General features: G+C 63.7%; 21 protein-coding genes and 1 pseudogene. 15 read left to right on the top strand and 7 right to left on the bottom strand.

Annotation, left to right across the window (positions count from 1 at the left end; genetic code table 11):
• Nucleotides 1–32 precede the first annotated feature (32 nt).
• From QF015_RS16055 to QF015_RS16075, 5 genes are all read left to right on the top strand, one after another.
• Nucleotides 33–518 (top strand): hypothetical protein, encoded by a 486-nt coding sequence (locus QF015_RS16055; RefSeq protein ID WP_310203048.1) that lies wholly within the window; start codon nucleotides 33–35, stop codon nucleotides 516–518.
• Nucleotides 515–2,011 carry an aldehyde dehydrogenase family protein gene (locus QF015_RS16060; RefSeq protein ID WP_429390135.1) on the top strand — a complete coding sequence of 499 codons (1,497 nt, stop codon included), beginning with the start codon at nucleotides 515–517 and terminating at the stop codon, nucleotides 2,009–2,011. Before QF015_RS16055 ends, QF015_RS16060 begins: the two co-directional genes overlap by 4 nt.
• A 173-nt stretch (nucleotides 2,012–2,184) precedes the next feature.
• Nucleotides 2,185–3,612, top strand: a complete 1,428-nt coding sequence (locus tag QF015_RS16065; RefSeq protein ID WP_429390136.1) for a purine-cytosine permease family protein — start codon at nucleotides 2,185–2,187, stop codon at nucleotides 3,610–3,612.
• Between the two features lie 4 nt (nucleotides 3,613–3,616).
• A complete protein-coding gene (locus QF015_RS16070) occupies nucleotides 3,617–5,290 on the top strand; it encodes an amidohydrolase (RefSeq protein ID WP_429390137.1) in 1,674 nt (557 codons plus the stop codon).
• A gap of 29 nt (nucleotides 5,291–5,319) precedes the next feature.
• Nucleotides 5,320–6,828, top strand: coding sequence for an APC family permease (locus QF015_RS16075; RefSeq protein WP_310203040.1), 1,509 nt, complete (start codon nucleotides 5,320–5,322; stop codon nucleotides 6,826–6,828).
• Between the two features lie 100 nt (nucleotides 6,829–6,928).
• Here QF015_RS16075 and QF015_RS16080 read toward each other — a convergent pair whose 3' ends face one another.
• Nucleotides 6,929–8,275, bottom strand: coding sequence for an MFS transporter (locus QF015_RS16080; protein ID WP_429390138.1), 1,347 nt, complete (start codon nucleotides 8,273–8,275; stop codon nucleotides 6,929–6,931).
• A 208-nt stretch (nucleotides 8,276–8,483) separates the two neighbouring features.
• On the bottom strand, nucleotides 8,484–9,317 hold the full coding sequence (locus QF015_RS16085; RefSeq protein WP_429390139.1) for an alpha/beta fold hydrolase: 834 nt from the start codon (nucleotides 9,315–9,317) through the stop codon (nucleotides 8,484–8,486).
• Between the two features lie 95 nt (nucleotides 9,318–9,412).
• On the opposite strand from QF015_RS16085, the gene QF015_RS16090 reads away from it, so the two are divergent.
• The 3 genes from QF015_RS16090 to QF015_RS16100 all read left to right on the top strand — a co-directional run bounded on the left by QF015_RS16090 (nucleotide 9,413) and on the right by QF015_RS16100 (nucleotide 12,578).
• A complete protein-coding gene (locus tag QF015_RS16090; protein WP_429390140.1) occupies nucleotides 9,413–9,976 on the top strand; it encodes a TetR/AcrR family transcriptional regulator in 564 nt (187 codons plus the stop codon).
• 134 nt (nucleotides 9,977–10,110) lie between these two features.
• On the top strand, nucleotides 10,111–11,412 hold the full coding sequence (locus tag QF015_RS16095) for a cation:proton antiporter (RefSeq protein ID WP_429390141.1): 1,302 nt from the start codon (nucleotides 10,111–10,113) through the stop codon (nucleotides 11,410–11,412).
• Between the two features lie 32 nt (nucleotides 11,413–11,444).
• Nucleotides 11,445–12,578: an App1 family protein gene (locus QF015_RS16100; RefSeq protein WP_429390142.1), complete on the top strand. Its 1,134-nt coding sequence runs from the start codon at nucleotides 11,445–11,447 to the stop codon at nucleotides 12,576–12,578.
• Nucleotides 12,579–12,605: 27 nt separating this feature from the next.
• Here the strand turns inward: QF015_RS16100 and QF015_RS16105 are convergent, their stop codons facing one another.
• A complete protein-coding gene (locus QF015_RS16105; protein WP_429390143.1) occupies nucleotides 12,606–14,330 on the bottom strand; it encodes a PHP domain-containing protein in 1,725 nt (574 codons plus the stop codon).
• Nucleotides 14,331–14,567: 237 nt separating this feature from the next.
• Between QF015_RS16105 and QF015_RS16110 the strand changes: the two genes are divergently transcribed.
• Nucleotides 14,568–16,073 (top strand): CoA-acylating methylmalonate-semialdehyde dehydrogenase, encoded by a 1,506-nt coding sequence (locus QF015_RS16110; RefSeq protein ID WP_310203027.1) that lies wholly within the window; start codon nucleotides 14,568–14,570, stop codon nucleotides 16,071–16,073.
• Between the two features lie 59 nt (nucleotides 16,074–16,132).
• Here QF015_RS16110 and QF015_RS16115 read toward each other — a convergent pair whose 3' ends face one another.
• Nucleotides 16,133–17,662, bottom strand: coding sequence for a PucR family transcriptional regulator (locus tag QF015_RS16115; protein WP_429390144.1), 1,530 nt, complete (start codon nucleotides 17,660–17,662; stop codon nucleotides 16,133–16,135).
• Nucleotides 17,663–17,788: 126 nt separating this feature from the next.
• Here QF015_RS16115 and QF015_RS16120 point away from each other — a divergent pair, with 126 nt between their 5' ends.
• On the top strand, nucleotides 17,789–19,117 hold the full coding sequence (locus QF015_RS16120; RefSeq protein WP_429390145.1) for an aspartate aminotransferase family protein: 1,329 nt from the start codon (nucleotides 17,789–17,791) through the stop codon (nucleotides 19,115–19,117).
• A 15-nt stretch (nucleotides 19,118–19,132) separates the two neighbouring features.
• Here the strand turns inward: QF015_RS16120 and QF015_RS16125 are convergent, their stop codons facing one another.
• Nucleotides 19,133–20,227, bottom strand: a complete 1,095-nt coding sequence (locus tag QF015_RS16125) for a LacI family DNA-binding transcriptional regulator (protein WP_310203021.1) — start codon at nucleotides 20,225–20,227, stop codon at nucleotides 19,133–19,135.
• 180 nt (nucleotides 20,228–20,407) lie between these two features.
• Here QF015_RS16125 and QF015_RS16130 point away from each other — a divergent pair, with 180 nt between their 5' ends.
• From QF015_RS16130 to QF015_RS16150, 5 genes are read left to right on the top strand one after another with little or no spacing between them, the layout of a single operon-like run.
• Nucleotides 20,408–21,274: an ABC transporter substrate-binding protein gene (locus QF015_RS16130; protein WP_310203019.1), complete on the top strand. Its 867-nt coding sequence runs from the start codon at nucleotides 20,408–20,410 to the stop codon at nucleotides 21,272–21,274.
• A 31-nt stretch (nucleotides 21,275–21,305) separates the two neighbouring features.
• Complete coding sequence (locus QF015_RS16135) at nucleotides 21,306–22,094, top strand: amino acid ABC transporter permease (RefSeq protein WP_310203018.1); 789 nt, start codon at nucleotides 21,306–21,308, stop codon at nucleotides 22,092–22,094.
• Nucleotides 22,091–22,879, top strand: a complete 789-nt coding sequence (locus QF015_RS16140) for an amino acid ABC transporter ATP-binding protein (RefSeq protein WP_429390146.1) — start codon at nucleotides 22,091–22,093, stop codon at nucleotides 22,877–22,879. Before QF015_RS16135 ends, QF015_RS16140 begins: the two co-directional genes overlap by 4 nt.
• The gene (locus QF015_RS16145) at nucleotides 22,879–23,922 is read left to right on the top strand and encodes a Gfo/Idh/MocA family protein (RefSeq protein WP_429390147.1); all 1,044 of its coding nucleotides are present in this window, start codon (nucleotides 22,879–22,881) and stop codon (nucleotides 23,920–23,922) included. Before QF015_RS16140 ends, QF015_RS16145 begins: the two co-directional genes overlap by 1 nt.
• Nucleotides 23,923–23,961: 39 nt before the next feature.
• Nucleotides 23,962–25,074 carry an NAD(P)/FAD-dependent oxidoreductase gene (locus QF015_RS16150; RefSeq protein WP_429390148.1) on the top strand — a complete coding sequence of 371 codons (1,113 nt, stop codon included), beginning with the start codon at nucleotides 23,962–23,964 and terminating at the stop codon, nucleotides 25,072–25,074.
• Between the two features lie 91 nt (nucleotides 25,075–25,165).
• Here QF015_RS16150 and QF015_RS16155 read toward each other — a convergent pair whose 3' ends face one another.
• A complete protein-coding gene (locus QF015_RS16155; RefSeq protein WP_429390149.1) occupies nucleotides 25,166–25,600 on the bottom strand; it encodes a SipW-dependent-type signal peptide-containing protein in 435 nt (144 codons plus the stop codon).
• 27 nt (nucleotides 25,601–25,627) lie between these two features.
• Nucleotides 25,628–25,819: pseudogene (locus QF015_RS16160) on the bottom strand (TasA family protein); the annotation flags it as partial.

The following is a 25,819-nucleotide window of genomic DNA, read 5'->3' on the forward strand; positions in this document are numbered from 1 at the left end:
CGACCCAAACATCGCCGGCGGCCAGGAGAACCATGAACCAACCATCCCGCCTACCTCGGCGGCGCGGCCTAACCATGCCCGCTGCGGCGGGCCTCGTGGGTGTCTCCGCTGCGGGCAGCGCCGTAGCGCACGTGGCGGCGGCGGCAATGGGCCCGGCGGGCGTGATGGCGTGGTGGATGGCGGCGATGGGTGCTGCCTGCTTGACCTGTGCCGCTCCCATGGTGGGCTTTCCTGGCCGCAGGCTGGGGCTCTGTGCCAGGAGTGGTGCGCCACGCGCCGCCGGCCACCTCCTGGCCATGAGTGCCGCCATGATCCTCATTCACCTGGTCATCCTGTTGGGACCTGGCGGCGCGCACCACGTCTTGGTCCGCGAGCCCTCCGCGCCGGACCACCAGTCAGCCATGCTCACCCTCATTGGCGTTGAACTGCTTTGCCTTATGGCCGCTTCGGCGGCGCTCCGCATGACCCGTACCTCAACACCACCGGAATTGAAACCCCACACCCAGGAGTCACCATGAACACCACCTCCACCTCGCCGTCCCTCGATTGGCACGGCCGTGCCGACGCCCTGGCGATTGACGGCAGGGCATTCGTCGACGGCCGCCGAACAGCTGCAAGCGGACAACTCACGCGTCCCACCATCAGCCCGATTGACGGCCGCGTTCTAACGGAACTGAGCGCTTGCGGCCAGGCCGACGCCGATCGCGCAGTGGCGGCTGCCCGGCGCGCTTTCCCATCGTGGTCCCGACTGGGGGCTGACAAGCGAAAGGGGCTGTTGCTGGCGTTGGCATCCCTGATGGAGCGGGATGCCAACGAGCTGGCACTCCTGGAGACGCTGGACAGCGGCAAGCCCATACTTCAAACGACGACGGTAGATGTTCCAGGTGCCATCTCCACTCTCCGCTGGTATGCGGAAGCAGCGGACAAGCAGAGCGGGGAGCTGCCCGCAGTTCCGCCCGGTGCAACCGCGATGGTTACACGCGAGCCGTTGGGCGTGGTCGCGGCCATCGTGCCCTGGAACTTCCCGCTGGAAATCGCTGTATGGAAACTGGCCCCGGCGCTCGCCGCCGGGAATACCGTGGTGCTCAAACCGGCCGAGCAGACGTCCCTGAGCGTGTTGCGGCTTGCAGAATTGGCCACCGAAGCCGGGCTCCCGGATGGCGTGCTGAACATCCTGACCGGCACAGGCCGGGAAGTAGGGGCAGCTTTGGCGCACCACATGGACGTTGATGCCCTGGCTTTTACGGGCTCCACTGCCGTCTCCCGCACCCTGCTGGAAGCCTCGGGCCGCAGCAACCTCAAACGGCTTAGCCTCGAAGCAGGCGGCAAGAGCTCCAACATCATCTTTGCTGACACGGCAGACCTGCATGAAGCGGCAGCCAAGGCTGCCTTCGGCGCCTTCTACAACCAAGGCCAGATCTGCTCCGCGAACTCACGAATCCTGGTGCAGCGGGATATCCATGACGAGTTCGCGGCCCTGTTGCTGGAGGCCGCGGCCGGCTATCGACCCGCGGATCCGTTGGCTGGCTTGGAGGGCAACGGTGCCCTGATCAGCAGCGCCCACGCGAACGACGTCGAAGGCTGGATTCGGCGCGGGCGCGCCGAAGGTGAGGTGCTTTTTGGCGGTGAGCGGCGCGAGATCCGTGGTTCTGATGCGTACCTGGAGCCCACATTGCTTGGGGGCCTTGAGTCCGGCCACGACGTCCACCGCGAAGAGATTTTCGGTCCTGTGGCGGTGTTGCATTCCTTTGACACGGAGGAAGAGGCGGTTCTGTTGGCCAATGCCACCGACTATGGATTGGCGGCGTCTGTGTGGACCTCCAACTTGCCCCGGGCCCACCGGGTGGCGGGAGAGTTGCTGGCCGGAACCGTGTCCGTGAACACTGTGGATGCCTTGGGAAACACCACACCGTTCGGGGGTTTCAAGCAGTCCGGATTCGGCCGCGACCTGTCGTTGCACGCCTTCGACAACTACACCGCGCCGAAGACCACATGGATCCAATTCGGCTGACGAAATTCATCTGAAAAAACGTTGATATGCATCATGATTCCATGGTTTACGTGATGCAGTTCACAAGCCTACGCTGAGCCTGACAGCAGACCCGGCCAGGGGCCGAAGGGCCTTGGGGAAGCCCGCCCACCAGAATCTGCCAGCATCCTTCCACCGTCTTAAGGACACCCTCCATGAAATCGATGCTCCGCTCCCGCCTCTTCGAAATAGAACAAGAGTCCATCGCACCCATTCCGCCCGAGGCCCGGCATGGCCGTTCCAGGGAGCTTTTCACCATATGGTTCGGCATGAACATGACGCCCCTCACGGTGGTTACCGGTGCCACGGCGACAACGCTGTTGGGCCTTCCCATGCTTAGCTCCATCCTCGCGATCCTCCTGGGGCACGCCCTCGGCGGTATCGGCATGGCCCTGCACGCGGCACAGGGCCCGCAGCTCGGCGTGCCGCAGATGCTGCAGGCCCGCGGCCAGTTCGGTTCACGGGGTGCAAGCCTGATCGTTGCCGTGGCGATCCTCATGTTCGTGGGCTACTTTTCCTCGAACCTGATCGTTTCCTCGGATTCGATCACCGCCCTCCTGCCGGAAGCCAGCGGAACAGCCATGATCATCGGCTGCGCTGTCCTCAGCTTCGTCATCGCGGCGTTCGGCTACAACCTGGTGCGGAAAGTGACTGCCATGGGAGCGTACGTGGTTGGCGCACTGGTGTTGGTTTCGTTCGCGGCGCTGCTTGCCAGCGGCGACTTCTGGGGCCAGGTAAGCCACGGCGAATTCACCTGGACCGGTTTTCTCGCAATGCTGGCCATCGGCATCGTGTGGCAGCTGACCTACGCTCCCTACGTTTCGGACTACTCCAGGTACATGCCTGCCAAGTCGGGCACGAAGGGAGCCTTCTGGGGTACCTACCTGGGCTGCGTGGCGTCCAGCGCGTTGCTGATGATTCTCGGTTCGGGAGTTGGGATAGCCGTAGCCGGCGTGGACACGATGACCGGGCTTCACGGCATGCTTGGTCCCGGACTCGGAGCGGCCGTTTTGGTTGGCTTTGCTCTGGTTGCCGCCGCGGGAAACTCCGTGAATGCCTATTGCAGCGCACTGTGTGCCCTGACCCTGGTGGAAACGTTCTTCAGCGGATGGCGCCCCGGAGCCAAAGCCCGGCTCGTGACGTCAATGGTCCTGCACGTTCTCGGGGTGACCTTGGCCCTGGCGGCGGCAACCAGCTTCGCATCCTCCTACTTCAGCTTCCTCAGCGTGCTGCTTTACGTGCTCATTCCGTGGTCCGCGGTGAACTTGGTGGACTACTACGTCATCCGACACGGCTCGTACGCCGTGGACGAGTTCTACGCAGCCGATGGTGGCCGTTATGGGCGTTGGAATGCCGGCTCCCTGATCGTCTTCGCCATCGGCGTCCTCGCACAAGTCCCTTTCATGGCTACTCCCTTCTACACAGGAGCGGCTGCTGAAGCCATGGGCGGGATCGACATCGCCTGGCTGGTCGGCCTCGGCGTCAGTGCGCTGGCGTATATCGTGATCGCCCGCACCGCCCCGGCGCTGGTGCGCCTGGATGCCCACCACGGCCCCATCGAACCCCATCTCCTTGGAAAGTAACAACATGACCCACGCAGACTGGATTTTCAGCGGCGGCCCAGTTCACACCATGGACCCCGCCCACCCCCGCACCGACGCCGTTGCGGTGGCTGACGGGAAAATCGTGGCCCTCGGTGCTGACGCGGCGGACTGGCGCGGACCGGCAACCGAACTCGTCCCCCTTAGAGGCAAAGCGCTCCTTCCAGGCTTCCAGGACGCGCACGTCCACCCACTCGCGGGCGGACTGCAGATGCTCGGGTGCGACCTCTCAGGCGCCCATTCCCTTGCCGAATACAGGCGGCTGATCGCCCACCATGCCCAAGCCCACCCGGCCGCGGAGTGGATTCAAGGCGCCGGCTGGTACGGAGACGTCTTCGACGGCGGCTTCCCGCACCGCGGTCAGCTGGACGAGCTGGTACCTGACCGGCCTGTGTTCCTGATCAGCCATGATGGCCACGGTGCCTGGGTGAACTCCCGGGCTCTTGAGCTTGCCGGAATCACAGAAAACACCCCCAACCCGGACGGCGGCATCATTGCCCGTGACGGTTCCGGCCGCGCCACGGGCATGCTGATCGAGCATGCAGCTGACCTCGTTTCCGCCCTGATTCCGGACCCTGACCAACAGCACATCCGCCGGGCCCTCCTCGCCGCTCAAGCCTATTTGCACTCACTTGGCGTTACCGCCTGGCAGGACGCCGCCGTCGGACAAGCTCTGGGAATACCGGACTCTTTTGAGCATTACCTGGCTTTGGATTCCGAAGGGCTCCTCACTGCCACTGTGACGGGGGCGCTCTGGTGGCAGCGGGACCGTGGGCTCGAGCAGCTTGAGCGGTTCAAGGAACGCCGGGCCAAAGCCCAGGGACGCTTCCGGGCTACAGCCGTAAAGATCATGGTGGACGGCGTCTGCGAAAATCTCACAGCTGCCCTGACCCGACCCTACAAGGGGCACCCCCATGAAGTGGGCATGAGCCTGATCGAAGCGGAGGAACTGGCCCGCATCACGCGCGCCGTGGACGCGGAAGGGTTCGACCTGCACCTGCACGCTGTGGGTGACCAGGCAGTGCGGGACTGCGTCAACGCACTCGGGCTGCCCCGCCGTGAAGGGTGGGATCCCCGCCATCAGATCGCGCACCTGGACCTGGTGGACCCTGCCGATGTCACCCGTTTTGCCGCCACAGGGGCCATCGCGAATATCCAACCGCTGTGGGCCCGGCAGGATCCGGTGCTCGTGGAAACCAAACTTCCCTACCTCGACGAAACCCACCAAAAAGTGCACTTCGCCTTCGAAACGTTGCGCAGCGCCGGCGTCGAACTGGCGATCGGCAGCGACTGGCCAGTGTCCAGTCCGGACCCGCTGTGGGGCATCCACACAGCGGTGAACCGCACCGCTCCGCCGGGAGACCCCCATGCCCGCGACCGCCGCTCGCAAACTGAACCGTTGTTGCCTGCAGAAGCCATCACTCTCGGCGCTGCGCTCGCGGCCCACACCACCGGAGCCGCACGAGCCAACCGACTCGACGCAGAACGTGGAGCCATTCGGGTGGGCATGACCGCTGACTTGGTGGTGCTCGACGCCGATCCGCTCGCCGCCGAGGCCAAAGACCTGGGCGAAATCGGCGTCGATCTCACCTTCGCCGGAGGCCAGCCCGTTTACAGCCGCGCCCGTCACGGCGTGCTTCCCACCGTTCTTGCTCAGTAGGAAACCTAAGCAGTAGCAAAGGATCGATCATGGATCAGCCAGTAGCCTCAACGCGGCTCGCGCAAGAGCAAAGCAAGCATCTGCAAAAGTCCCTGGGCCGCTTCGACATTTTGTTGTTGGTGGTCGCCGCCGTCATCTCCGTGGAGGTCCTTGGCCAGGTCTCCGGTTTCGGCGGGGAAACCTTCACGTGGACACTCATCCTGGCCGTGACGTTCATGGTTCCGTATGGGCTGATCTTCGCCGAGACCGGCGGTGCTTTCACCGAAGAAGGCGGCGTCTACGTGTGGACAAAGATGGCGTTTGGCCGCGTCGTTGCAGCCATCACGTCCCTTTTCACCTGGGTGACGCAGCCGGTCTGGGTGGGCGGCGCCATGGCCTTCGTGGCGGTGGAAACGTGGTCCGAATACGTGGGCCACGTAGACGCCGGCAGTGTGGGTGACTACCTGTTCAAACTCGTCTTCATCTGGATCACGGTGACCTCGGCAATCATCAGCTTGAAGCACGGAAAATGGCTGCCCTCACTCGGAGCCATCCTTAAGGTCGCGTTCCTGACCTTTTTTATCATCGTCACCCTGGTCTACGGCATGCAGCACGGTTTCAACGGCCTGGATCTAGGCTTCTTCTCGCCCACGCTGGCTGGCTTTTTGGGTGTAACCCCACTGCTGCTGTTCTCGTTCCTCGGTTTTGAGTCCGGAAACAGCGCGGCGGGGGAGATGAAGAATCCGGCCAAGGACGTTCCTATCTCTGTTGCGCGCTCCTCAATGATTGCGGCCGCGAGCTACCTCCTTCCGGTCCTCGCCATCCTGCTGGTGGTGCCGCTCGACCAGATCACCGGCATCGGCGGGCTCTTCGGTGCCGTGGCTACGGTGTACACAGTCTTTGGCCCGGCTGCTGAGGTCATGTTGTCGATTTCAGCGATCGTTTTCTGCTTCATCCTGGTTTCTCAAGGGGCCGCCTGGATGATCATCAGTGACCGTATGCAGGCCATGGCTGCCGCGGATGGTTCCTTCTTTGGAGGCTTCTTCGGCCGGTTCCATCCCAAGCTGGGCACTCCCATTCGGGTGAATACGCTCTCGGGTGTGGTGGCGACCCTGTTCATGCTCGCAGCCATGCAGCTCAGCGGCACCAGTAGCGCCCTGTTTGGAGTGGTCCTTTCCATTGCCATCTCCACATTCCTGCTCAGCTATCTATTGGCCATCCCGGCGGCGGTGAAGCTCCGGAACAAGTATCCCCACGCTGACCGGCCGTTCAAGGTTCCCGTTTCCGACACAGGCTTCCGTATCCTCGGGTACATCTGCTTCGCGTGGATCCTCATCGGATCCTGGGTGGCTATTTTCCCGGGAACCTTGGACGTGCTCTTCGGCCTGGAATACGACTTCGAAGCAACGTGGGGCGTCTCCCAATTCACGTTCGAGGCCTTCGCACTGGGCACGTTGGGTTGCATTCTGGCCCTGGGGCTCGTGGGTTATGCCCGCGGCAAGAAGGTGCGTGATGCAGCAGCACCGGTCAGCGAGAGGGCGGAGTTGGTCAACGACTGAGCCGCGAGATCGCCGGAAACGCGCGAAATCGCCGGAAAGTTGCCATCGACTTGGCAGCTTTCCGGCGATTTCGACGGCGGTCGCCCCCGGTGAAACCTGTCTAGCGGACCTCGAGGTCCTCCAGGGTCTTGCCCTTGGTGTCCGAAGACAGGAGCGTTGCCACGGCTGAGACCAGGCAGATTCCCAGCGTGGTCAGGCCAATGACCAGGGGGATGTTCGCTGATCCCGGGGGAGCGATGGCAGTAAACAGGCTCGGGAAGAAGGACGCGATCATGAGCCCGATGTTCTGGGCGACCGCGAAACCCGTCACCCGCATGCGCATGGGGAACTGCTCCTGGAAGAACGTGGCGAAGGTGGCGTTCCACATCTGGAAGAGCACGCCTTGCACGATCACTACGCAGAGGAACACCAGCGGCAGGCTCCTCTGTTCGATCGCCCACAGGTAAGCCACGGTCAGCAATCCACCCGTGATGCCGCCGGCCACCATAAGGGCCCGCCGGCCGATCCGGTCAGAGAGGGCACCGAACAAGGGAATCGTCGCGACTGCGGCCACGTTTGCTGCCATGGTTACCCACAGGAATTCGCTGCTGGTGAATCCGATTCCGTAGCCCTTTTGGGTCGCGAAGGAGACACCAAAAATGAGGGTGGCCATGCCGATGACGTTGGTGAATGTCATGAGGATGCAGCGGACCAGGACCCACGGATGGGTGCGCAGGAGGTCCACCAGCGGAAACCGGCGCTTGGCCGGGGCATCGTCCGACTGGGCCAGGTACGCGGGCGGCTCCTGCACGCGGCGGCGGATGACGTACCCGGCAATAATCACGACGGCGCTGAGCAGGAACGGCAGGCGCCATCCCCACGCGTGGAATTGCTCATCCGGGAGGAGGGCGGCAAGGGGGATCAGCACGGCCGTGGCGAGAATGGAGCCCACCTGCGTGCCTTGGAGGCTGAAGCTGGCAAAGAAGCCCCGCCTGGAATCGGGGGAGTGTTCTACGATCATCGCGCTGGCGCCGCCGAGTTCCCCGGCGACCGCAAAGCCTTGGATCAGGCGGAGGATCACCAGGAGGACGGGGGCGAGGAGGCCCACCTGGCCGTAAGTGGGCAAGAGGCCCACGGCAAAGGTAGCGAAGCCCATGAGCAACATCGCGAAGACGAGTACCTTCTTCCGTCCATGCCGGTCACCGTAGGCACCCAGGACCACGGCGCCCAGCGGGCGGGACACGTAGCCCACGGCATAGGTGGCCAACGAGGCGATGATGCCGACGGTGGGGTTCTCGGTGGGGAAGAAGATGGTGGGGAAGAGGAGCGTCGCTGCCAGCGAATACAAGGCGAAGTCGTAGTACTCGAGCGCGCTTCCGATCCAACCGCTCATGGCGGCTTTCTTCGGATCCTTGGGCCTTACGGTGTTGTCGGAGAGGGTGGTATCCCTCCGGTGGGTGACTGACATGTGGCTGAACTCCTTTGTCGTCGTTGGCAAGGAACAAAAACTCTTCCAATCCAGGACTGAACAATGGTGCTCATTCAGCGTGAGGAAGGTTACATCTTGAATCGATTCATAAATCATAAGACGTGACCCACGTAACGTCAAAGTGCGACGGCGGGAGGCCGCCCTGGGTTCCGGGGGAACCGAGGGCGACCTCCCGCCGTCGAGCGTTCTACTTGGCCAGGAACCGCAGCAGGATCTCGTTGATTTCGGCGCCGTGTGTCCAGAGCATGCCGTGCGGCGCGTCCTCGATCTCGACGTATTCGGCGGAGGGGAGTCGCTTGGTGAACTCGCGGCCGGTCGAGTCAATCGGGAGAATGCGGTCGTCGGTGCCATGGACAATCAGGGACGGAACGGTGACCTTCTCGATGTCGGAGCGGAAGTCCGTCAGCCAGGAGTCAACCACGGCGAATGATGCGTACCAGGAGGAGCCGGCCGCGACGTTCCACGCATTGTGCAGCGCTTCCTCGCTGAGGCGGTTCCCCAGGAAGTTGTCCGTGTTGAAGAAGTCGTTGTAGAAGTTGGTGAACCAGGCGTAGCGGTCTTCGATGGCGGCATTGCGGATGCCGTCGAACACGGTGGACGGGACGCCGGTGGGGTTGTCATCTGTCTGCAGGAGGAATGGTTCCAGCGATGCCAGGAACGCAGCCTTTGCCACGCGGGCCTCGCCGTAGGTGCCGAGGTAGCGTCCCACTTCGCCGGTGCCCATGGAGAAGCCCACCAGGACTGCGTTGTTCAAGTCCAGGGTTTCGAGAACCGCGTTGAGGTCGGCTGCGAAGGTGTCGTAGTCGTAGCCGGTGGTCGGCTTGCTCGACTTGCCGAATCCGCGGCGGTCATAGGTGATGACGCGGTAGCCGGCGTTCAGGAGGGCTGCGGTTTGCTTCTCCCAGGAGCCGCCGTCCAGGGGGTAGCCGTGGATCAGGACAACAGGCTGGCCTGTTCCGTGGTCCTCGTAGTAGAGCTCGATGTCCGCGCTGTTCTCAGTTCCGACTTTGATGAAGCCCATGGTCCTTGTCCCTTTTCTTCCGTGGAGAACGATCGTTCTCCGCCTGTCATCACATCGTATAGAACGATCGTTCTCATTTCAAGTAGAATGGCTACATGGATAATTCCGAGGTCCGCCAACGCATCGTCGCCACCGCTGACGAGCTCTACAACGCCAAGGGAATCCAGGCTGTTGGGATGGACGAGTTGCGTTCCGCTGCCGGGGTTTCGCTGAAGAAGCTCTACGGGGAATTCCCGTCAAAGAGCAGCATTGTCATGGCGGTGCTGGAGCATCGGCACCAGTCCTGGACTGAAGGGCTGGACGCTACAGTCCAGCAGGCCGGGACGCCGCGGGAGCGCCTCCTTGCGATCTTCGACTACCTTGCCGGCTGGTTCTGCCAGGACTCATTCCGGGGATGTGGGTTCATCAACAGCTTCGCTGAACTCGGCGCGGTCAGTCCCGACGTTGCCGAGTATGCGCGCAAGCACAAGGAATCATTCCAGGAATACGTCGGCCATCTTGCGGCGGAGGCCGGCGCGCCGGCCTACCTCGCTCCGCAGCTTTCCATTCTTGCGGAGGGAGCGCAGACGACGGCGGCCATCGCCGGAACGTCCGACGCCGCCGGCCAGGCGCGTCAGGCGGCCGAAGTCCTGATCGAGGCGGCCTTGGGCGCTCCCTAGGCTTCTGGCAGGAGGAGCTGGGCCGGCCGGCTGGGCTGGAGCTGGCCCGGCGGGACCATCGGGATAGCAGAACAGCGCTGCCGGGACTAGGCTTCTGGGATGCGCCGAACGGCGCGTCAGGAAGAAGACCATTCGTGTTTGAAGTCGCCAGCATCTTGTTCGTCTCGGCAGGCGTTGCGGTGTTGGCCGCTGCTGTCTTGCCGAAGTTGTTACAACGCACTCCGCTGTCCATGCCCATGGTCTTTCTGGGCAGTGGGATCCTCGCGTTCACCTTGCTTCCTGAGCTGCCGGACCCGGACCCCATCCGGTACGGCGGGTTCACCACCCACCTGACCGAGATCTGCGTCATCATCTCCCTCATGGGTGCCGGTTTGGCATTGGACCGTCCGTTCCGTTGGCGTGGATGGTCCACCACGTGGCGCTTGCTCGGTATTGTCATGCCTTTGTGCATCCTGGTGATGACGCTCCTGGGGCTGTGGGTCCTGGGCTTGGGGCTCGCCGCAGCCATCCTCGTGGCGGCCGCGATCGCGCCCACGGACCCCGTGCTGGCTTCGGAAGTGCAGGTAGGCAGGCCCGCGGACAGCGAAGAGGACCCGGACGAAGACGAGGTTCGTTTCGCCCTGACATCCGAAGCGGGTTTGAATGACGGGCTCGCCTTCCCCTTCGTTTATCTGGCCATCCTCATCAGCCTGGTGGGGGCCTCCCCGGCCGGTTGGCTGGGGGAGTGGGTTGCTGTGGATGTTCTGTGGCGAACTGTTGCCGGCGTGCTGATTGGATTCGGTACGGGCAAGTTGCTGAGCTTGGTCTTTTTCGCTGCCAAACGCAAGAGTTTTCGCCTGTCCGAGCATTCCGAAGGTTTCGTGGCCCTGGCGGCGACCTTCCTGGCATACGGTGCAACGGAGATGGTGTCGGGTTACGGGTTCGTCGCAGTGTTCATTTGCGCCCTGACCATTCGATCCGCCGAACGCAACCACGCGTACCACCAAGTGCTGCACAGCTACGTCGAGCAGCTGGAGCGCCTCATGACAGTAGTGATCCTGGTCCTCCTTGGGGGCGCCATAGCCCGCGGCCTGCTGGATGGGATTGGTTGGACGGAGCTGCTGGTTGCCTTGGCGTTCCTCTTGCTCGTCCGCCCCGTGGCCGGATGGATCGGGCTCATGCGCGGAAAGACCGGCCCGCGCGAGCGCCTGGCCATCTCCTACTTCGGAATTCGCGGGATCGGGTCACTGTTCTACGTAGCCTTCGCGCTGAGCCATGGAAACTTCGACGCCGAGGCGCGCGGGTTGTGGGCGATGGTCGGCTTGGTGGTGGCTTTGTCGATCGTTGTGCATGGGGCCACCACTGCGCCCTTGATGAACCGTCTGGACCGTTTGCGCGTTGCTGCAGCGCGCAAACAACATGGCGACGAAGGCCGCGCACCGACCACTGCTGTGTAGGGCGAACCCTGAGGGCGTGGAAGACTGGACGCATGTCTCCCCGCCCCATGAAACAGCGCCCCCAGCCCGACGCCGTGGAAAACGGCGGCTCCCAACAGCCGCGTAACGGCCGACGTCATCTTGCACTAAGGCTCGACGACGCATGGTTGGGTCTGCAGACGCGGCTTGCCATCCGGCGTGGCAGGGTGGAGACCGTCATTCCTTACACCGGCTATGGCAGTACGTCCTGGGTCAGGGTGCTGGCGCGCGTTGTCCGCAGCGATCCCAGGGATGCGGCAGGCCACGCCAAGCCCTTGCAGGAAAGCATGCGCGGGTGGCGGAACTTCACCAGCGCTCCCGTGGCCCACGCTGCCGTGAGTGTGACTATCGCAGGCACGGTTTTCGAGGTGCGGGCCGACCGCGGAGGCGTGGTGGACGCCCGTATCCCTGTGGCCCTTGACGCCGGGTGGCACACCATCACCTTGCAATCCGGCGAGTCCCGGACGGTGGAGGCCCCCATCGAGATCGTCGCGGACGATGCCGACTTCGGTGTGGTCTCCGATATTGACGACACGGTGATGGTGACGGCGCTGCCCCGGCCCTTCCTGGCCGCCTGGAACACCTTCGTCCTCAACGAGCATGCGCGGACGCCCACCCCGGGCATGGCTGTACTGTACGAGCGCATTGCCCGGACTGCCCCCTCGGCGCCCGTGCTGTACCTGTCCACTGGAGCGTGGAACGTGGCCCCCACCCTGTCCCGGTTCCTGTCCCGCAATTTGTACCCTGCCGGCCCCAAGCTCCTGACCGACTGGGGTCCCACTCCTGACCGCTGGTTCCGCAGCGGCCAGGAGCACAAGAGGAACTCGTTGGAGCGGCTCGCGGAGGAGTTCCCCGGCATCAAGTGGCTGCTGGTGGGCGACGACGGGCAGCATGACGAAGCGATCTACTCCGACTTCGCCCAACGGCACCCGGAGAACGTCAAGGCCATCGCGATCCGCCAACTCTCCGCGGGTGAAGCGGTCCTCGCCGGCGGGCGGTCGAAGTCCGGCGGGCAGCCCACTCCCGGAGTGCCCTGGATCTACGCCCCGGACGGTGCGGGCATGTCTGCCCAACTAGAGGAGTTGGGCATCATCCGCAACGACGTCCGGTCCGCCGACGACCCCGAGGAAGGCGACGTCCAGGCGTAGTCCACCAGGGCTTCGCTCCGGCAGCAGCTAGGCGACGTCGATGAACACCGGGTTGGCATAGAACCAGGTGTCCGTCCAGGGGTCGGCGTCGCCCAGGTTGTCGCCGTGGCGGATGGGGCCCGCAGGATCCACTGCAGCGCCGTAGTATCCGGCGCCGTGCCTGTTTCCGTCACTGCCGCGAAGACGGAAGTAGCAGGATTGCTGGACGTCTTTGATGATGTGCTTGATGGTGAACGTTCCGGTGCGCCCTGATACGTCCATCTGCTTCCACACTGAGGTTCCCGGCGCCTTCAACGTGTCACGGTCCGCCGCGGCACCAGTCACCGGGCCGCCGATCACATCAACATGGGCGGGTTTCGGAAGGATCCCCGCGAAATTGCGGTAGTCCGTAGTCGTCATGGTGATGGATATTTCGACGTCGGCACCCCGCCTCACCTGCAGTCGGGAACCGAGCGTGACGCCGTTGCGTCCGTTGCTGTTGCCGGCACTGTTGCCGCGCACCTCGCGGACCCTGACGTCCAGGCCTTGGAGGAGGTGTCCGTGGTCGACCCACATGCGTCCACGGCGCATGGCTTCCAACACGCCGGCGTAGGAGTGCTGGGTGACGCCGGTGTGGAGGCGGCTGAATTGTCCGGGCCAGTAGTCGCTGCCGCCCTGCTTTTCGCCGGCGTCGAACGGGTCGGGGCGCTTGCCGGTCACGGACCAGCGGTCGAACTCGTTGGGGAGGCTGAGGTAGGGCTCCTCGGCCGGGTAGGGTCCGGTCTTCCACGTGTCCTTAACCGTGAGGTGGTTGTCCGAGTTGGACGTGATCCAGAACGGCAGCCCTTCGGCGAGCATGGAATCCCATACGCCGCCCACCGTTGCCGTGGCCCAGTCGAAGCCGCCATAGGGTCGGAACGCGTCTGCCGGGTAGCCGGGGAAGCTGTACTGCGTGGGGTTGTTGGTGTATTCGCCGCGCTGGTCGCCGGCCCTGGAGAACTGGCTGACGCCGGAGCCTTGCGCGCCGGGCGCCCCTTCCATGCCAATCATCACGTCGCGGGCGGCGTCACGCCATGCCCGGAGCTCGTGCGGGGAGTCGATGCCCAGGCGCATGGGGTGGTTTGCCAAAGCTACGACGTCGTCGATGTAGCCTGAGCGCTTCTGGTTGGCCAACCAGGCGATGGCTTCCACGGCCTTGCGTTCGAAGGTTTCCACCTGCGCCGTTCCCGGCATGGGCTTCTCCCACTGGTTCAGCTTGCCGTCCCACACCAGTTCGAACGTGCGCAGGAGGTTCACTTCGTTGGGCCCCGGAGCAACGAGGACCGAGGCATGCTCAGCTCCAGGGATGTACCACTCAAGCCCCTGGAAAATCAGCAGGTCAGGCCGGGCTGCACGCTGCGCCAGGATTTCTTTGTTCGCGTTGACTGCGCCGCCGTTGTTCGCATGGCCGAAGTTGCTGTGTTCCGTCAATGCAACCCAGTCGACGCCATAGGACTGGGCGGTATCAAGCTGCTGCTTGATCATGTACTTCGCGTCGTGGCTGTACTGGGTGTGTATGTGGTGGTCGCCCACCAGCCACTTCAGTTGGGGGTCGTTCCCGCCCGGGTTGGCCATCGCCGGCTGGGTCATCGCAGCTGAAGCTGCTGTACCGGCGGCCAGGATGCCGGCCGACTGCAGGATGCGTCGGCGGCTCAGGCCCATGGTCTTCAACTCAGCATCGGCCATCTCCACACTGCGGCTGTGGGTGGTCGTGTTTTCTTCTGCAGTGCACATGGCGCTTCCCTCTGTGTGATGGTGTGATCCCCCCAGCGCGATCACAGTAGGGAAGCGGGATGGCGCGGAGGTTAACCGGGCGGGAACGATGGGGGACTGGGTCTGCTGGTGCCCTGTACATATGTCGACAAAGCGGACAATTTTTCGCTCAATGTCGTGCCGCTTACGGCAGGTCCCTTCCCTACGGTGGAATCAGATGCTTCACACATCGATCCCGTCGCCAGAAAAGAGAATGCAGTGACTGAAATCAACGAACTCCCCGTGGTTCCGCACTGGATCGGAGGCGCTGAGGCGCCGTCGGCCGGTGATCGCACCGCCCCGGTCTTCGATCCCGCCCTGGGCCGGGAAACCACGTTGGTCAACCTTGGAAACGCCGAGGATATCGAGTCGGCCATCTCTTCCGCGCACAAGGCATTCCCTGCCTGGCGCGACATGTCCATCACCAAGCGCCAGCAGATCATCTTCCGTTTCCGGGAGCTGCTGAACGAGCGCAAGGGCGAGCTCGCCGAGATCATCACCTCCGAGCACGGCAAGGTGGTCTCCGATGCCCTCGGTGAAATCACCCGAGGCCAGGAAGTCGTGGAACTTGCCACGGGCTTCCCGCACCTCATCAAGGGTGAGCATTCAGAGAATGTCTCCACCGGCGTCGACGTTTACTCCACCAAAGCGCCGCTGGGCGTCGTTGGCATCATCAGCCCGTTCAACTTCCCTGCCATGGTGCCGCTGTGGTTCCTCCCGATCGCCATCGCCGCCGGTAACACTGTGGTGTTGAAACCGAGCGAGAAGGACCCGACGGCGGCCAACTGGCTCGCTGCCCTCTTCACCGAAGCGGGACTTCCGGACGGTGTTTTCAATGTCCTGCACGGCGATAAGGAAGCAGTGGACGGGCTCTTGGAGCACCCGGATGTGAAGGCGATTTCCTTCGTCGGTTCCACCCCGATTGCCCAGTACATCTACGAGACCGCGGCCCGCAACGGCAAGCGCGTCCAGGCGCTGGGCGGTGCGAAGAACCACATGCTCGTCCTGCCGGACGCCGACCTCGAACTGACCGCCGACGCCGCGATCAACGCGGGCTTCGGGTCCGCCGGCGAACGCTGCATGGCCATCAGCGTGGTGGTCGCCGTCGAGCCGGTCGCCGATGCCCTGATCGAGAAGATCACCGCCCGCATGTCCACGCTCCGGATCGGCGACGGCCGCCGCAACTGCGACATGGGCCCACTGGTCACCCGCCAGCACCGCGACAAAGTGGCCTCCTACATCGACGTGGCCATCGAGGACGGCGCCAAGGTTGTGGTGGACGGCCGTGGCATTGAGGTGGACGGCGACCAGAACGGCTTCTGGCTCGGCCCCACGTTGATCGACGACGTCCCGGTCACCTCGCGCGTCTACACCGAGGAAATCTTCGGCCCGGTCCTGGCCGTTGTCCGCGTCAAGAGCTACGAAGAGGGCCTGCACCTGATCAACTCTGGCGCCTTCGGCAACGGCACGGCCATTTTCACGAACGACGGCGGCGCCGCCCGCCGCTTCCAGACCGAGGTTGAAGTGGGGATGGTGGGCATCAACGTGCCGATCCCCGTGCCCGTGGCCTACTACTCCTTCGGCGGTTTCAAGGACTCGATCTTCGGCAGCTCCAAGGCCTACGGCCTGCAGGGTTTCCAGTTCTTCACCCGCGAAAAAGCCATCACCTCACGCTGGCTCGACCCCAGCCACGGCGGCATCAACCTCGGCTTCCCGCAGAACTAACTTGAGGTGAGAGAGCGTCGGTACTGGCTGACGCTCTCTCACCCCTGGTCGGTCCGGGGCTAACGCTCCTGCAAAAACTCGACGGCGGCGAACAGTTCCAGCCTGTCGCGCAGGCTGTCCAGGTTGAGTCCCAGGACGGCCCCGGCAGCATCGATCCGGTTCCTGAGGGTGTGCCGGTGGATTCCCAGTTGCCGGGCTGTCCGGTCCCAGACGCAGTTGTTCGCCAGCCACGCGGTGACCGTCGGCATCAGGTGGGTCTGTTCAGACTTATCGTGCCGGGCCAACGGCTCCACCAGGCGGCGGGCCACTGAGCCGGCCTCATCCCGGTGCAGCAGGCCCAGCATCCCGCCTTGGGAGATCTCGTCGAAGCCCACCAGGGGACGGGAGAGTTCAAGGGCCCGTTTCAAGGATCGATCGGCTTCCTTCAACGCTTCGGCCAAATTGGCGAAGTCCGTCTCTCCGGAAGCGCCCGCGGTTGCGCCGTATCTTTCCAGGAGGACGGTGACCTTTTGCTGGTGTGCGGGGCCGGCCAGCACCACAATGTTCTCGTTCCGCTGGGCGTAGAAAACGGCGCCGCGGTGGTCGTCCGACAACAACTCCAGTGCCTCCAGGAGGTTTTGTCCTTGCCCGGGCGGCTGCGCCATGGTCACTACCAAGGGGTCTGCGGGCAGTCGGCCCCAGACCTGGCGGGCCGTGCGCTCTGCAACGTCCGTACTACCTGCCAGCAATTGCTCAAAAACCCCGGCCCGCAGGTGGCGGCGTGCGGTATCGAGAGTACGCGTTTGCTCCAACGCAAGGCTGGCCAAGGCGATGACACTGTTGATGATGTCGGTGCGGGCCGGGTCCAAAGGTTCGATGGCACCCAGGACCAGGACCCCGCGCAAATGATTCCGGCGGCCCAGCGTCTGGAGGGTGATCTGCCCGCCGTCGACAGTCAGCTGCGACACCGATCGTGAACCCTGGTCCAGGGACTTCCGGACCGCGTCCACTACCTCTGGCATTAATGCCGACGGCACGGGACGGTTGTTGGGCATCAGGATGTGGTTTCCTGCGGCGTCGAACAGGGCTACCCAGCCGTGCAGTTGGCGCTCGAGTTCGGCCAGTATGGACCGCAGCCCGTCGGGACGAAGGGCTGCGCGCGCGATGGCCCGTTGCGCTTGGAGCGACCACTCCGACCGCGCGTTCTGTTCCCTCGCCAGCCAGTCCGCAACGAATCGGATGATGGCAATGAACGGGGTCCGGTCAGGCACTTCCACCAACGGCAAACCTTGCCGGCGGCAGGCATCCTCCAAACCCTGCGGCAGGACGCCGTGGATCACCTCGGTGGCAAAACCGAGGCCGCAGATCCCGTGGCGGACCAACCGCTCCACGTAGTCGCTGTAGAGCGAAGCAGGCGCGTCCCCGACCGGAAACTGCGTCCCGTCGGTCAGCAGCAGCTGCCCGGGATCCAGGAACGGAGTGGGGTCGTCGAGGTCGGAGCTGTGGACCCAGGACACAGGGGCGTCAGCTGCAGGATCATCTGGCGCAGGGGTCACCAGCCGCAGGTTCAGCGAGCTGTTGTGAAGGATGGTGGTGAGGGTTGGCGGCATGCTCAGGTGCTCCTTGGAAAAACGTAGTTCCACACCGCACCAACTATACAAATGTCGAGAGGCGTTGCTCCGCTCGCAAGCCCATGATGAAGGGGAAGCCCCACCCGCCTTTCGAGAGGACCTCCAATGTCACCCACCCGCACTTCCTTGGCTGTTTCCGCGACCAACGCAGAGGTCGCTGCACTGGACACCGCCAACGTCTTCCACTCATGGTCGGCCCAGAAGTCGCTGAAGCCTTTGGCTATCGCCGGCGGGTCCGGCAGCATGGTGTGGGATCACGAGGGCCGGACGTACCTGGACTTCTCCAGCCAGTTGGTCAACACCAACATCGGCCACCAGCATCCCCGGCTCATCGAGGCCATCAAGGAACAACTGGACACCCTCGCCACGGTTGCTCCCTCGCACGCCAACCACACCCGGGCAATTGCTGCCGGGAAGATCCTGTCCCATGCCCCGTCAAACATGGACAAGGTGTTCTTCACCAACGGTGGCGCCGACGCCAATGAGAACGCCATCCGGATGGCCCGGCTGCACACCGGCCGGGACAAGGTCATCTCCCGGTACCGTTCGTACCACGGCAATACGGGTGCAGCGATTGTGGCCACCGGCGACTGGCGTCGTATCCCCAACGAATACTCCCGCGGCCACGTCCACGTCTTCGGCCCGTACCTCTACCGCTCCGAGTTCTGGGCCGAGACCCCGGAACAGGAGTCAGAGCGCGCGCTGCAGCACCTGCGCCGGACCATCGAACTTGAGGGACCGCAATCCGTGGCCGCTGTGCTGCTTGAGACTGTTCCCGGCACCGCCGGCATCCTGCTCCCGCCGCCGGGCTACCTCGAAGGCGTCCGTGCCCTCTGCGACCAGCACGGCATTGTCCTGATCCTGGACGAGGTCATGTCCGGCTTCGGACGTACCGGCGACTGGTTCGCCCTGGACGCGTTCAACGTCCGCCCGGACCTCATTACCTTCGCCAAAGGAGTCAACTCCGGCTACGTCCCGGTGGGCGGGGTCATCATCTCCGGGGAAATCTCGGCCGCCTTCGACGAACGGGTCTTCCCCGGCGGCCTCACCTACTCGGGCCATCCACTGGCTGCGGCCTCCATTGTTGCCTCGATCGAAGCGTTCGAGGAGGAGAACATCATCGGGAACGCGGCCCGCATCGGCGCCGACCACCTCGAGCCCGGCCTGAAAGCCCTTGCGGCCAAGCACGAGGCCATCGGTGAAGTCCGCGGACGTGGCGTGTTCTGGGCACTGGAACTTGTGGAGGACCGCGAAACCCGCACGCCAGTCAGCCCCACCTTCATGGCCAGGCTCAAAACGGAACTGCTCAACCGCGGACTGTTGCCCTTCATGGCCGACAACCGCGTGCATGTGGTGCCGCCCGCCGTCGTCACCCCTGAGGAAGTGCGCCAAGCGCTGGCGATTTACGACGACGCCCTGGCCGCCGTCCGTTGAGGGGGGGGCTCGTGCTCAGCCTCCTGCCTGGCTGAGCACATCGGCACCCTTGGGCGCCCCGACGGATCCGCGCTGAATCAAACGCGCCACCAGTTCAGGGCTGGACGCAGCAGATTTCCTGCCTTCGATCTGTCGTATGAGCGCTGTCGCCGCAGCAATGCCCATGTCGTACACGGGCTGCGCGATCACAGTGAGCGGGGGCGTAGTGAGCCGGGTCCACGCGAAATCGTCATACATGAGGAACGAGACGTCGGCGGGGATGGAGAGCCCGGATTCCTGGATGGCTTCCACCACGCCCAAGGCGATCAGACCGTCGGAAGCGATGATGGCGGTGGCCGGCGACGGCCCGTCAAGCAGGTCCTTGGTGATCTTCTTGACCGATTCCGAGTCGCCGGCGTTGAGCCGGACCAAATCCGCTGGGTGGGTCAGTCCTTCGTCTTCGAAGGCGCGCTGGATACCGTCCAAGCGGTCCGAGATCTGTGAGGAGTCCAAGACCATCCCCTCTTCGTAGGGGAGGTCTGACTTCAAAGTGGAAACGAAGGCGATCCGCCGGTGCCCGGCCTTAATCAGGTACTTGGTCGACTCGTAGGAAATACCGCCCATCTCCACCGCGAATGTCTCGGCATCCAGTCCTTCGGCGGCCCGGTCCAGCAGGACGAGGGGACGTCCGGACTCGCGGACCTGCCGGAGGTGCGAGGTTTCCACGGAAGACGCAGGGGCAACGATGAGCCCGTCCACGCGCTTATCCAGCAACACCCGGACCGCATCCACTTCGGCTGCCCTCTCCTCGTCGGTGTTGATGAGGATGACGTTGAAGCCGCTCTTCTTGGCAGTGTCCGTAATGCCCCTCATGGCAAGCCCGAAGTGCGGGTTTTCGATATCGCCCACCACTACGCCGATCGTGTTGGATTTTCCGGTGTTCATGCTCCGGGCAAGCTCGTTGGGCCGGTACTCCAACTCTTCTGCCGCCGCCAAGACGCGCTCGCGGACATCGTCGCTGACAGCGCCGTAGTTGCCCAACGCGCGGGCAGCCTGGGCTTTTGACACTTGTGCGGCCTTGGCGACGTCGGCAACCGTCACGTCCCGCCGTCGGGATCCGTCAGTGCTCATGTTCACCTTTCACGAGGGGTGTTGACGCGGCTTTGTGAGTTCCGCTACATTTCAATCAATCGATGTGAGTCCGGTCTCAATCCTAGGGACTGAGACCGGACTCAGCAAGACCCGGCATCGAGCAATATCTTTCAGCGGCTCCTGACAGCACCGCTTTCCCTCCCACGATTGGACAACGCTGTGATCAAACTGAACTTCCGCCCAGCAGCGCTCGCAGCAGCAGCCCTGGCGGCCATCCTCGCCCTTTCCGGCTGCGGAGGATCCTCCGCCAGCTCCTCGCCGTCGGCCGACAATCCCTACGGCCTGATTGAGACGGGCACCATCCGCGTCGCCAGCCTGGGTGACTCCAAGCCCTACACTTTCACCGACGGCTCGGGTAACTTCACCGGCTTTGACGTGGAACTCTTCAAGGATGTTGCCCACCGCGCCGGCGTAGACAAAGTTGTCTTCACCGGCCAGGACTTCTCCGGCCTGCTCGCCGCCGTAGCCAATGGCCAATTCGACGTCGGTGTGGCAGCAATCGGCATCACGGACAAGCGCAAGGAAACCGTGGACTTCTCCGATGGTTACCTCGCCGGATACCTGACGGTGATTACCACCAAGACGTCAGGCATCAACGACGCCGACGGCCTCAACGGTAAGCGCCTGGGCGTTGTCCAGGGAACCCTGCAGGAAGCCTATGCGGTCAAGAACTTCACGTCCGCGCAACTGGTTCGATTCCCTGACAACAACACCGCGATCTCCGCCGTCAACAGCGGAGCCGTGGACGCCCACTTCCTGGACTACGAGGCGGCCAAGGAATACCAGGAGCAGTTCGGACTGGTCAGCGCCGCGGATATCCCGTCATTCGACGCCCCGGCCGGTTTCGCCATCGCCAAGGACAAGCCTGCCTTCAAGGAAGCCTTGAACAAGGGCCTGGCCGAAGCGATGGAAGACGGCACGTGGAAGAAGCTCTACGAGAAGTGGTTCCCGGGTTCGCCGATGCCGGAACAGTACCTTCCCAAGGCTGAGCAGACTTCAAGCCCGTCTCCGACCGCAAGCAAGTAAGCCCTGAACAACTAACGTCTGAGAGCATTCAATGGATTGGCTCAACACCATCAGCCGCACGTTCTTCGACTTTGAAGCAATGGTCGAAGTACTGCCCCAACTCCTCGGAGTTGGCCTCCTCAATACCCTGATCATTTCCATCGCAGCAACCATCCTCGGCGTAGTGATGGGCATGGTGGTGGCGGTCATGGGTATCTCGCGGTCCAAGTGGCTGCGCATCCCGGCACGGATTTATACGGACCTCTTCCGTGGCTTGCCCGCCATCCTCACCATCCTGCTGATTGGCCAGGGCTTTGCGCGGTTGAGCCAGTCGGTCTTCGGTCCTTCTCCGTACCCGCTGGGAATCATCGCCCTGAGCCTCATCGCCAGCGCTTACATCGGTGAGATCTTCCGCGCCGGCATCCAAAGCGTGGATAAGGGCCAGGGGGAAGCCTGCCGCGCCTTGGGTATGAGCTACTCCAAGTCCATGGCCCTCGTGGTGGTTCCGCAGGGTGTACGCCGGGTGCTTCCCGCTTTGGTAAACCAGTTCATTGCGATCGTCAAGGACTCCTCGCTGGTCTACTTCCTGGGCCTTCTGGTCAGTGAGCGCGAATTGTTCCGGGTCGGCCAGGACGCGGCAGTACTGTCCGGCAACCTCTCGCCGTTGGTCATGGCCGGGATCTTCTACCTGATCATCACCGTTCCGCTGACCCACCTGGTCAACTACTTCGACAACAAGTTCCGCACCGGCCGGCGCCGTCCCACGGCACCGACCAGTGGGCTGAAGGAAGTCAAGGAACTCGATGCGGCCTCGCCGCTCATCACCGGGAGCAACACGTGAACCTCACCAGCAGCAGTGCCACCAGCATCAACAAGTCAACGCAGGACATCGAGAAATTCCACGGTTCCAGCTTGGAACTACAGAACCTGACCATGGCCTACGGGGACGTTGAAGTGCTCCGCAACGTCAGCCTGAAGGTGGCCTCGGGAACCACCACCTGCATCATCGGACCCTCCGGCTCCGGCAAGTCCACGCTCCTGCGCGGCGTCAACCGCCTGCACGAACCCAAGAGCGGCGACGTTCTCCTGGCCGGCGAAAGCGCACTCAAGGTCAAGCCGGACATCCTCCGTGCCCGCATCGGCATGGTGTTCCAGCATTTCAACCTCTTCCCGGACCACACCGCCTTGGAAAATGTGGCGCTGGCACTGTGGAGCGTCAAGGGAATGTCCAAGAGCGAAGCCCGGGAACGCGCCCGGCGGCGACTCGCCGAAGTCGGCCTGGCTGAACGTTCCGATCACCGGCCGCGTGACCTCTCCGGAGGGCAGCAGCAGCGCGTCGCCATCGCCAGGGCACTGGCCATGGAGCCTGAAGTCATGCTCTTCGACGAAGCCACCAGCGCTTTGGACCCGGAGCTCGTCAAGGGCGTCCTGAACCTCATGGCCGGCCTGGGCCGCCGTGGCATGACCATGCTGGTTGTCACCCACGAAATGGGCTTCGCCCGCAAAGTGGCGGACCAGGTGGTGTTCATGGATGAAGGCGAAGTAGTGGAAATCGGAACCCCCACCGAGCTCTTCGACAACCCGCGGAGCGAACGCTTGCAGCGCTTCCTGTCGGAAGTCCTCTGATGGACGGGGCAACAGCGGCACCCATCCGGACCGCCGTCGTCGGGTTCGGCGTTTCGGGCAAGGTATTCCATGCGCCGCTGATCGAAGCGGACCCGGACTACTCCCTGGACGTCATCGTGACGGCGGACCCGAAGCGTGCGGCTGAGGCAGCGCGTCTGTATCCGGAGGCACGGATCGTGCCCACTGCCGAGGAGATGTTCGCCGTGGCCGGCGACCTCGACCTCGTGGTCCTGGGAACCCCGCCGCTGACTCACCTCGACCTGGGTTCCACGGCCATCGGCCATGGCCTCAACGTCGTGGTGGACAAGCCTTTTGTGACAGCAGTTGCCCACGGCGAGGAGCTGGCTGCCCGCGCGTCCGACGCCGGTGTGCAGCTCACGGTCTTCCAGAACCGCCGGTGGGATGCCGACTTCCTGACGCTGCGAAAGCTGCTGCAGGACGGCGCCTTGGGCGAGGTGCGGACGTTTGAGTCGCGCTTCGAATGGTGGCGGCCGGAAGGCTTCGGCAACTGGCGCGATACGGCCACTTTGGTTGAAGGCGGAGGCATCCTCCACGATCTCGGGGCCCACCTGATCGACCAGGCCATCCAACTGTTTGGGCCTGTGGTGGAGAGCTACGGCGAGACAGCCAACCACGGCCCCCGTGCGGAAGCTGCCGACACCGAAGCGTTCGTGTCGCTGCTCCATGAATCCGGGGTCCGGTCGCGGCTGTGGATGAACGGAATGGCAGCGCAAGTGGGCCCGCGCTTCCACGTCCTGGGCTCCAAAGCCGGCTACACCAAGTGGGGACTCGACGGCCAGGAACCCGCGCTCGCAGCCGGGGTCACGCCGTCGGACGCTGGCTACGGAGTGGAGCCCCGGGAGTCCTGGGGGCTTCTGGGAGTGGATGGTTCAGCCACGCCCGTCCCCGCCGAACAGGGCGACTACCCGCAGTTTTACCGGGAACTCGCTGCGTCCCTCCGTGGGCAGGGGCCGCTGCCCGTGCGGCCGTCGGAGGCACTGGAGACCCTCACAGTCATTGAAAACATTCACGCCTTCGCATAGGCGCGCTTCACAGCATCTACCTCGAAGAAAGGGAGAACTATGTCCTCCACCAAGCACGTAGCAGTTATCGGAGGCGGCATCCTGGGCGTCTCCACCGCTGTCCACCTGCTCCGCCAAGGGGCCTCGGTCACCTTGCTGACTGAACATGGCCTGGCCAGCGAAGCCACCGGCCGCTCGTTGTCATGGCTGAACTCCGCCGGGGAGCGATCCACCCCGTACCACCAGTTGCGGGTGGCCGGCGTGGACCGGTACCGGACGTTGTTCGCCGCAGACCCCAGCCGTGAGTGGCTGCAGTTCGGTGGTGGGCTCATGTGGAACGCCGCCGGACAAAGCGAGGTGACGAAGGCCCGCCATGCCTACGAAAACTCCATCGGCTACGACTCCAAACTGCTGGCCCCCGAAGAGATCGCTTCCTTCACAGCCGGCATCGACTCCAGTGCCGTTCCTGAGAACGCCATCTTCAACCCCGGCGAAGGATGGGTCAGCCTCCCGGACCTGGTGAACCACCTCATGGAGGAGTTCCACGCGCTCGGTGGTCGGCTTGTCCTCAACGCCGGCAAGGCTTCGGTGATGGTCGACGGCGGCCGGGCCACCGGCGTCGAAACTGCCGGCGGTGAAACGTACCCCGCGGACGCCGTCCTGGTTGCCTGCGGTGCGGCGACGCCCGCCGTCGTGAAGCCGCTGGGGGTGGAAATCCCCAATGGTTCCCCGGTGTCCATGCTGGTGATCACCAAGCCCGCGGAGCACCAGGTGACCACGGTGATGAATACTCCGCGCGCCGCCGTGCGTCCCAACCCGGGTAACACGTTCGCGTTGGATCACGACTGGTATGAAGAGCGGATCACCGAACATGCCGATGGTTCCTTCACCATCCCTGATGAGGTTGTCCAGGAATTGGCCGATGAGTCCTCCAAGCTGATTGCTGGAAACCCCGAGCTCAAGCCGGCGTCGTGGAAGATCGGCTACAAACCCATTCCCGGCGACGGCGAACCGGTGTTCGGTGAGCTCGGGCAGGTGCCGGGCTGTTTCGTCGCGTTCACGCACTCGGGTGCCACGCTGGGACTCATTGCGGGTGAGCTGCTCTCCGGCGAGATCCTGACCGGCGACGAGCACCCGATGCTGGCCACGTTCCGCCCCGGTCGCTTCTCCTAGCCCCTTTCGGATTAAAGGCCAAGGGCCCCGATACGCCGTCTGCTTCAGCGTGTCGGGGCCCTTGGAGTTTCTTGGGTGCCGCGTGGGAACCTCAGCAGCTCAGGTTGCCTTTGAGGACTTTGCCGGTCCAGGTGTTGGAGGTGCCGGGGACCTTGTAATAGCCGCGGATTTCGTAGGTCCAGGTACCGATGACTTCGTAGCCGGAGGTGTAGGTCTTGCCGGCGGCCTTACTGAGGTCTCCCGTGAATTCGAGGTTTCCTGAGCGGTCGAAGATTTTGATGTCGTGGTAGTTGGCGTTGGCCACGGTGCTGAAGGAGTTCACAGTGACCGTGGCGCGGATACCGAACGAGCACGTCATGGTCACGTTCGCGGCGGCCGGGGCCGCAAGGCTGGCGGTGGAGAACTGCGGGTTTGCGCGTGCGGTGTCGGTGAAGGCAGCGAAGGCCGCGGAGGGTGCTGCCACCAGGCCAAGGAGAACGGCGACGGCGATCACCAGGGCGCGCAGGAAGCTGTTCCGCGTAGGCATGGTCATCGTTCTCCCTCCGTGTGGTGGTTACTTGGTGGTTTCGGTGCGTTGGGTGCCGGTGAAGGAGAAGCCGATGGTGGAGGTGGCGCCTTGGAAGGTGTCGTTGGCGGTGGTGGGGAAGGCAGTGGTGACTTTGAGGTTGTCGGTTTTGGCCGAGGTCAGGGAGGTCAGGTTGTTCAGGACCTTGTTCGCTGCGATGACCGGGCCGTTGGCCAGGAC

The sequence above is a fragment of the Paenarthrobacter sp. TE4293 genome (genome assembly GCF_050435325.1).
Taxonomy (GTDB): Bacteria; Actinomycetota; Actinomycetes; order Actinomycetales; family Micrococcaceae; genus Arthrobacter; species Arthrobacter nitroguajacolicus_C.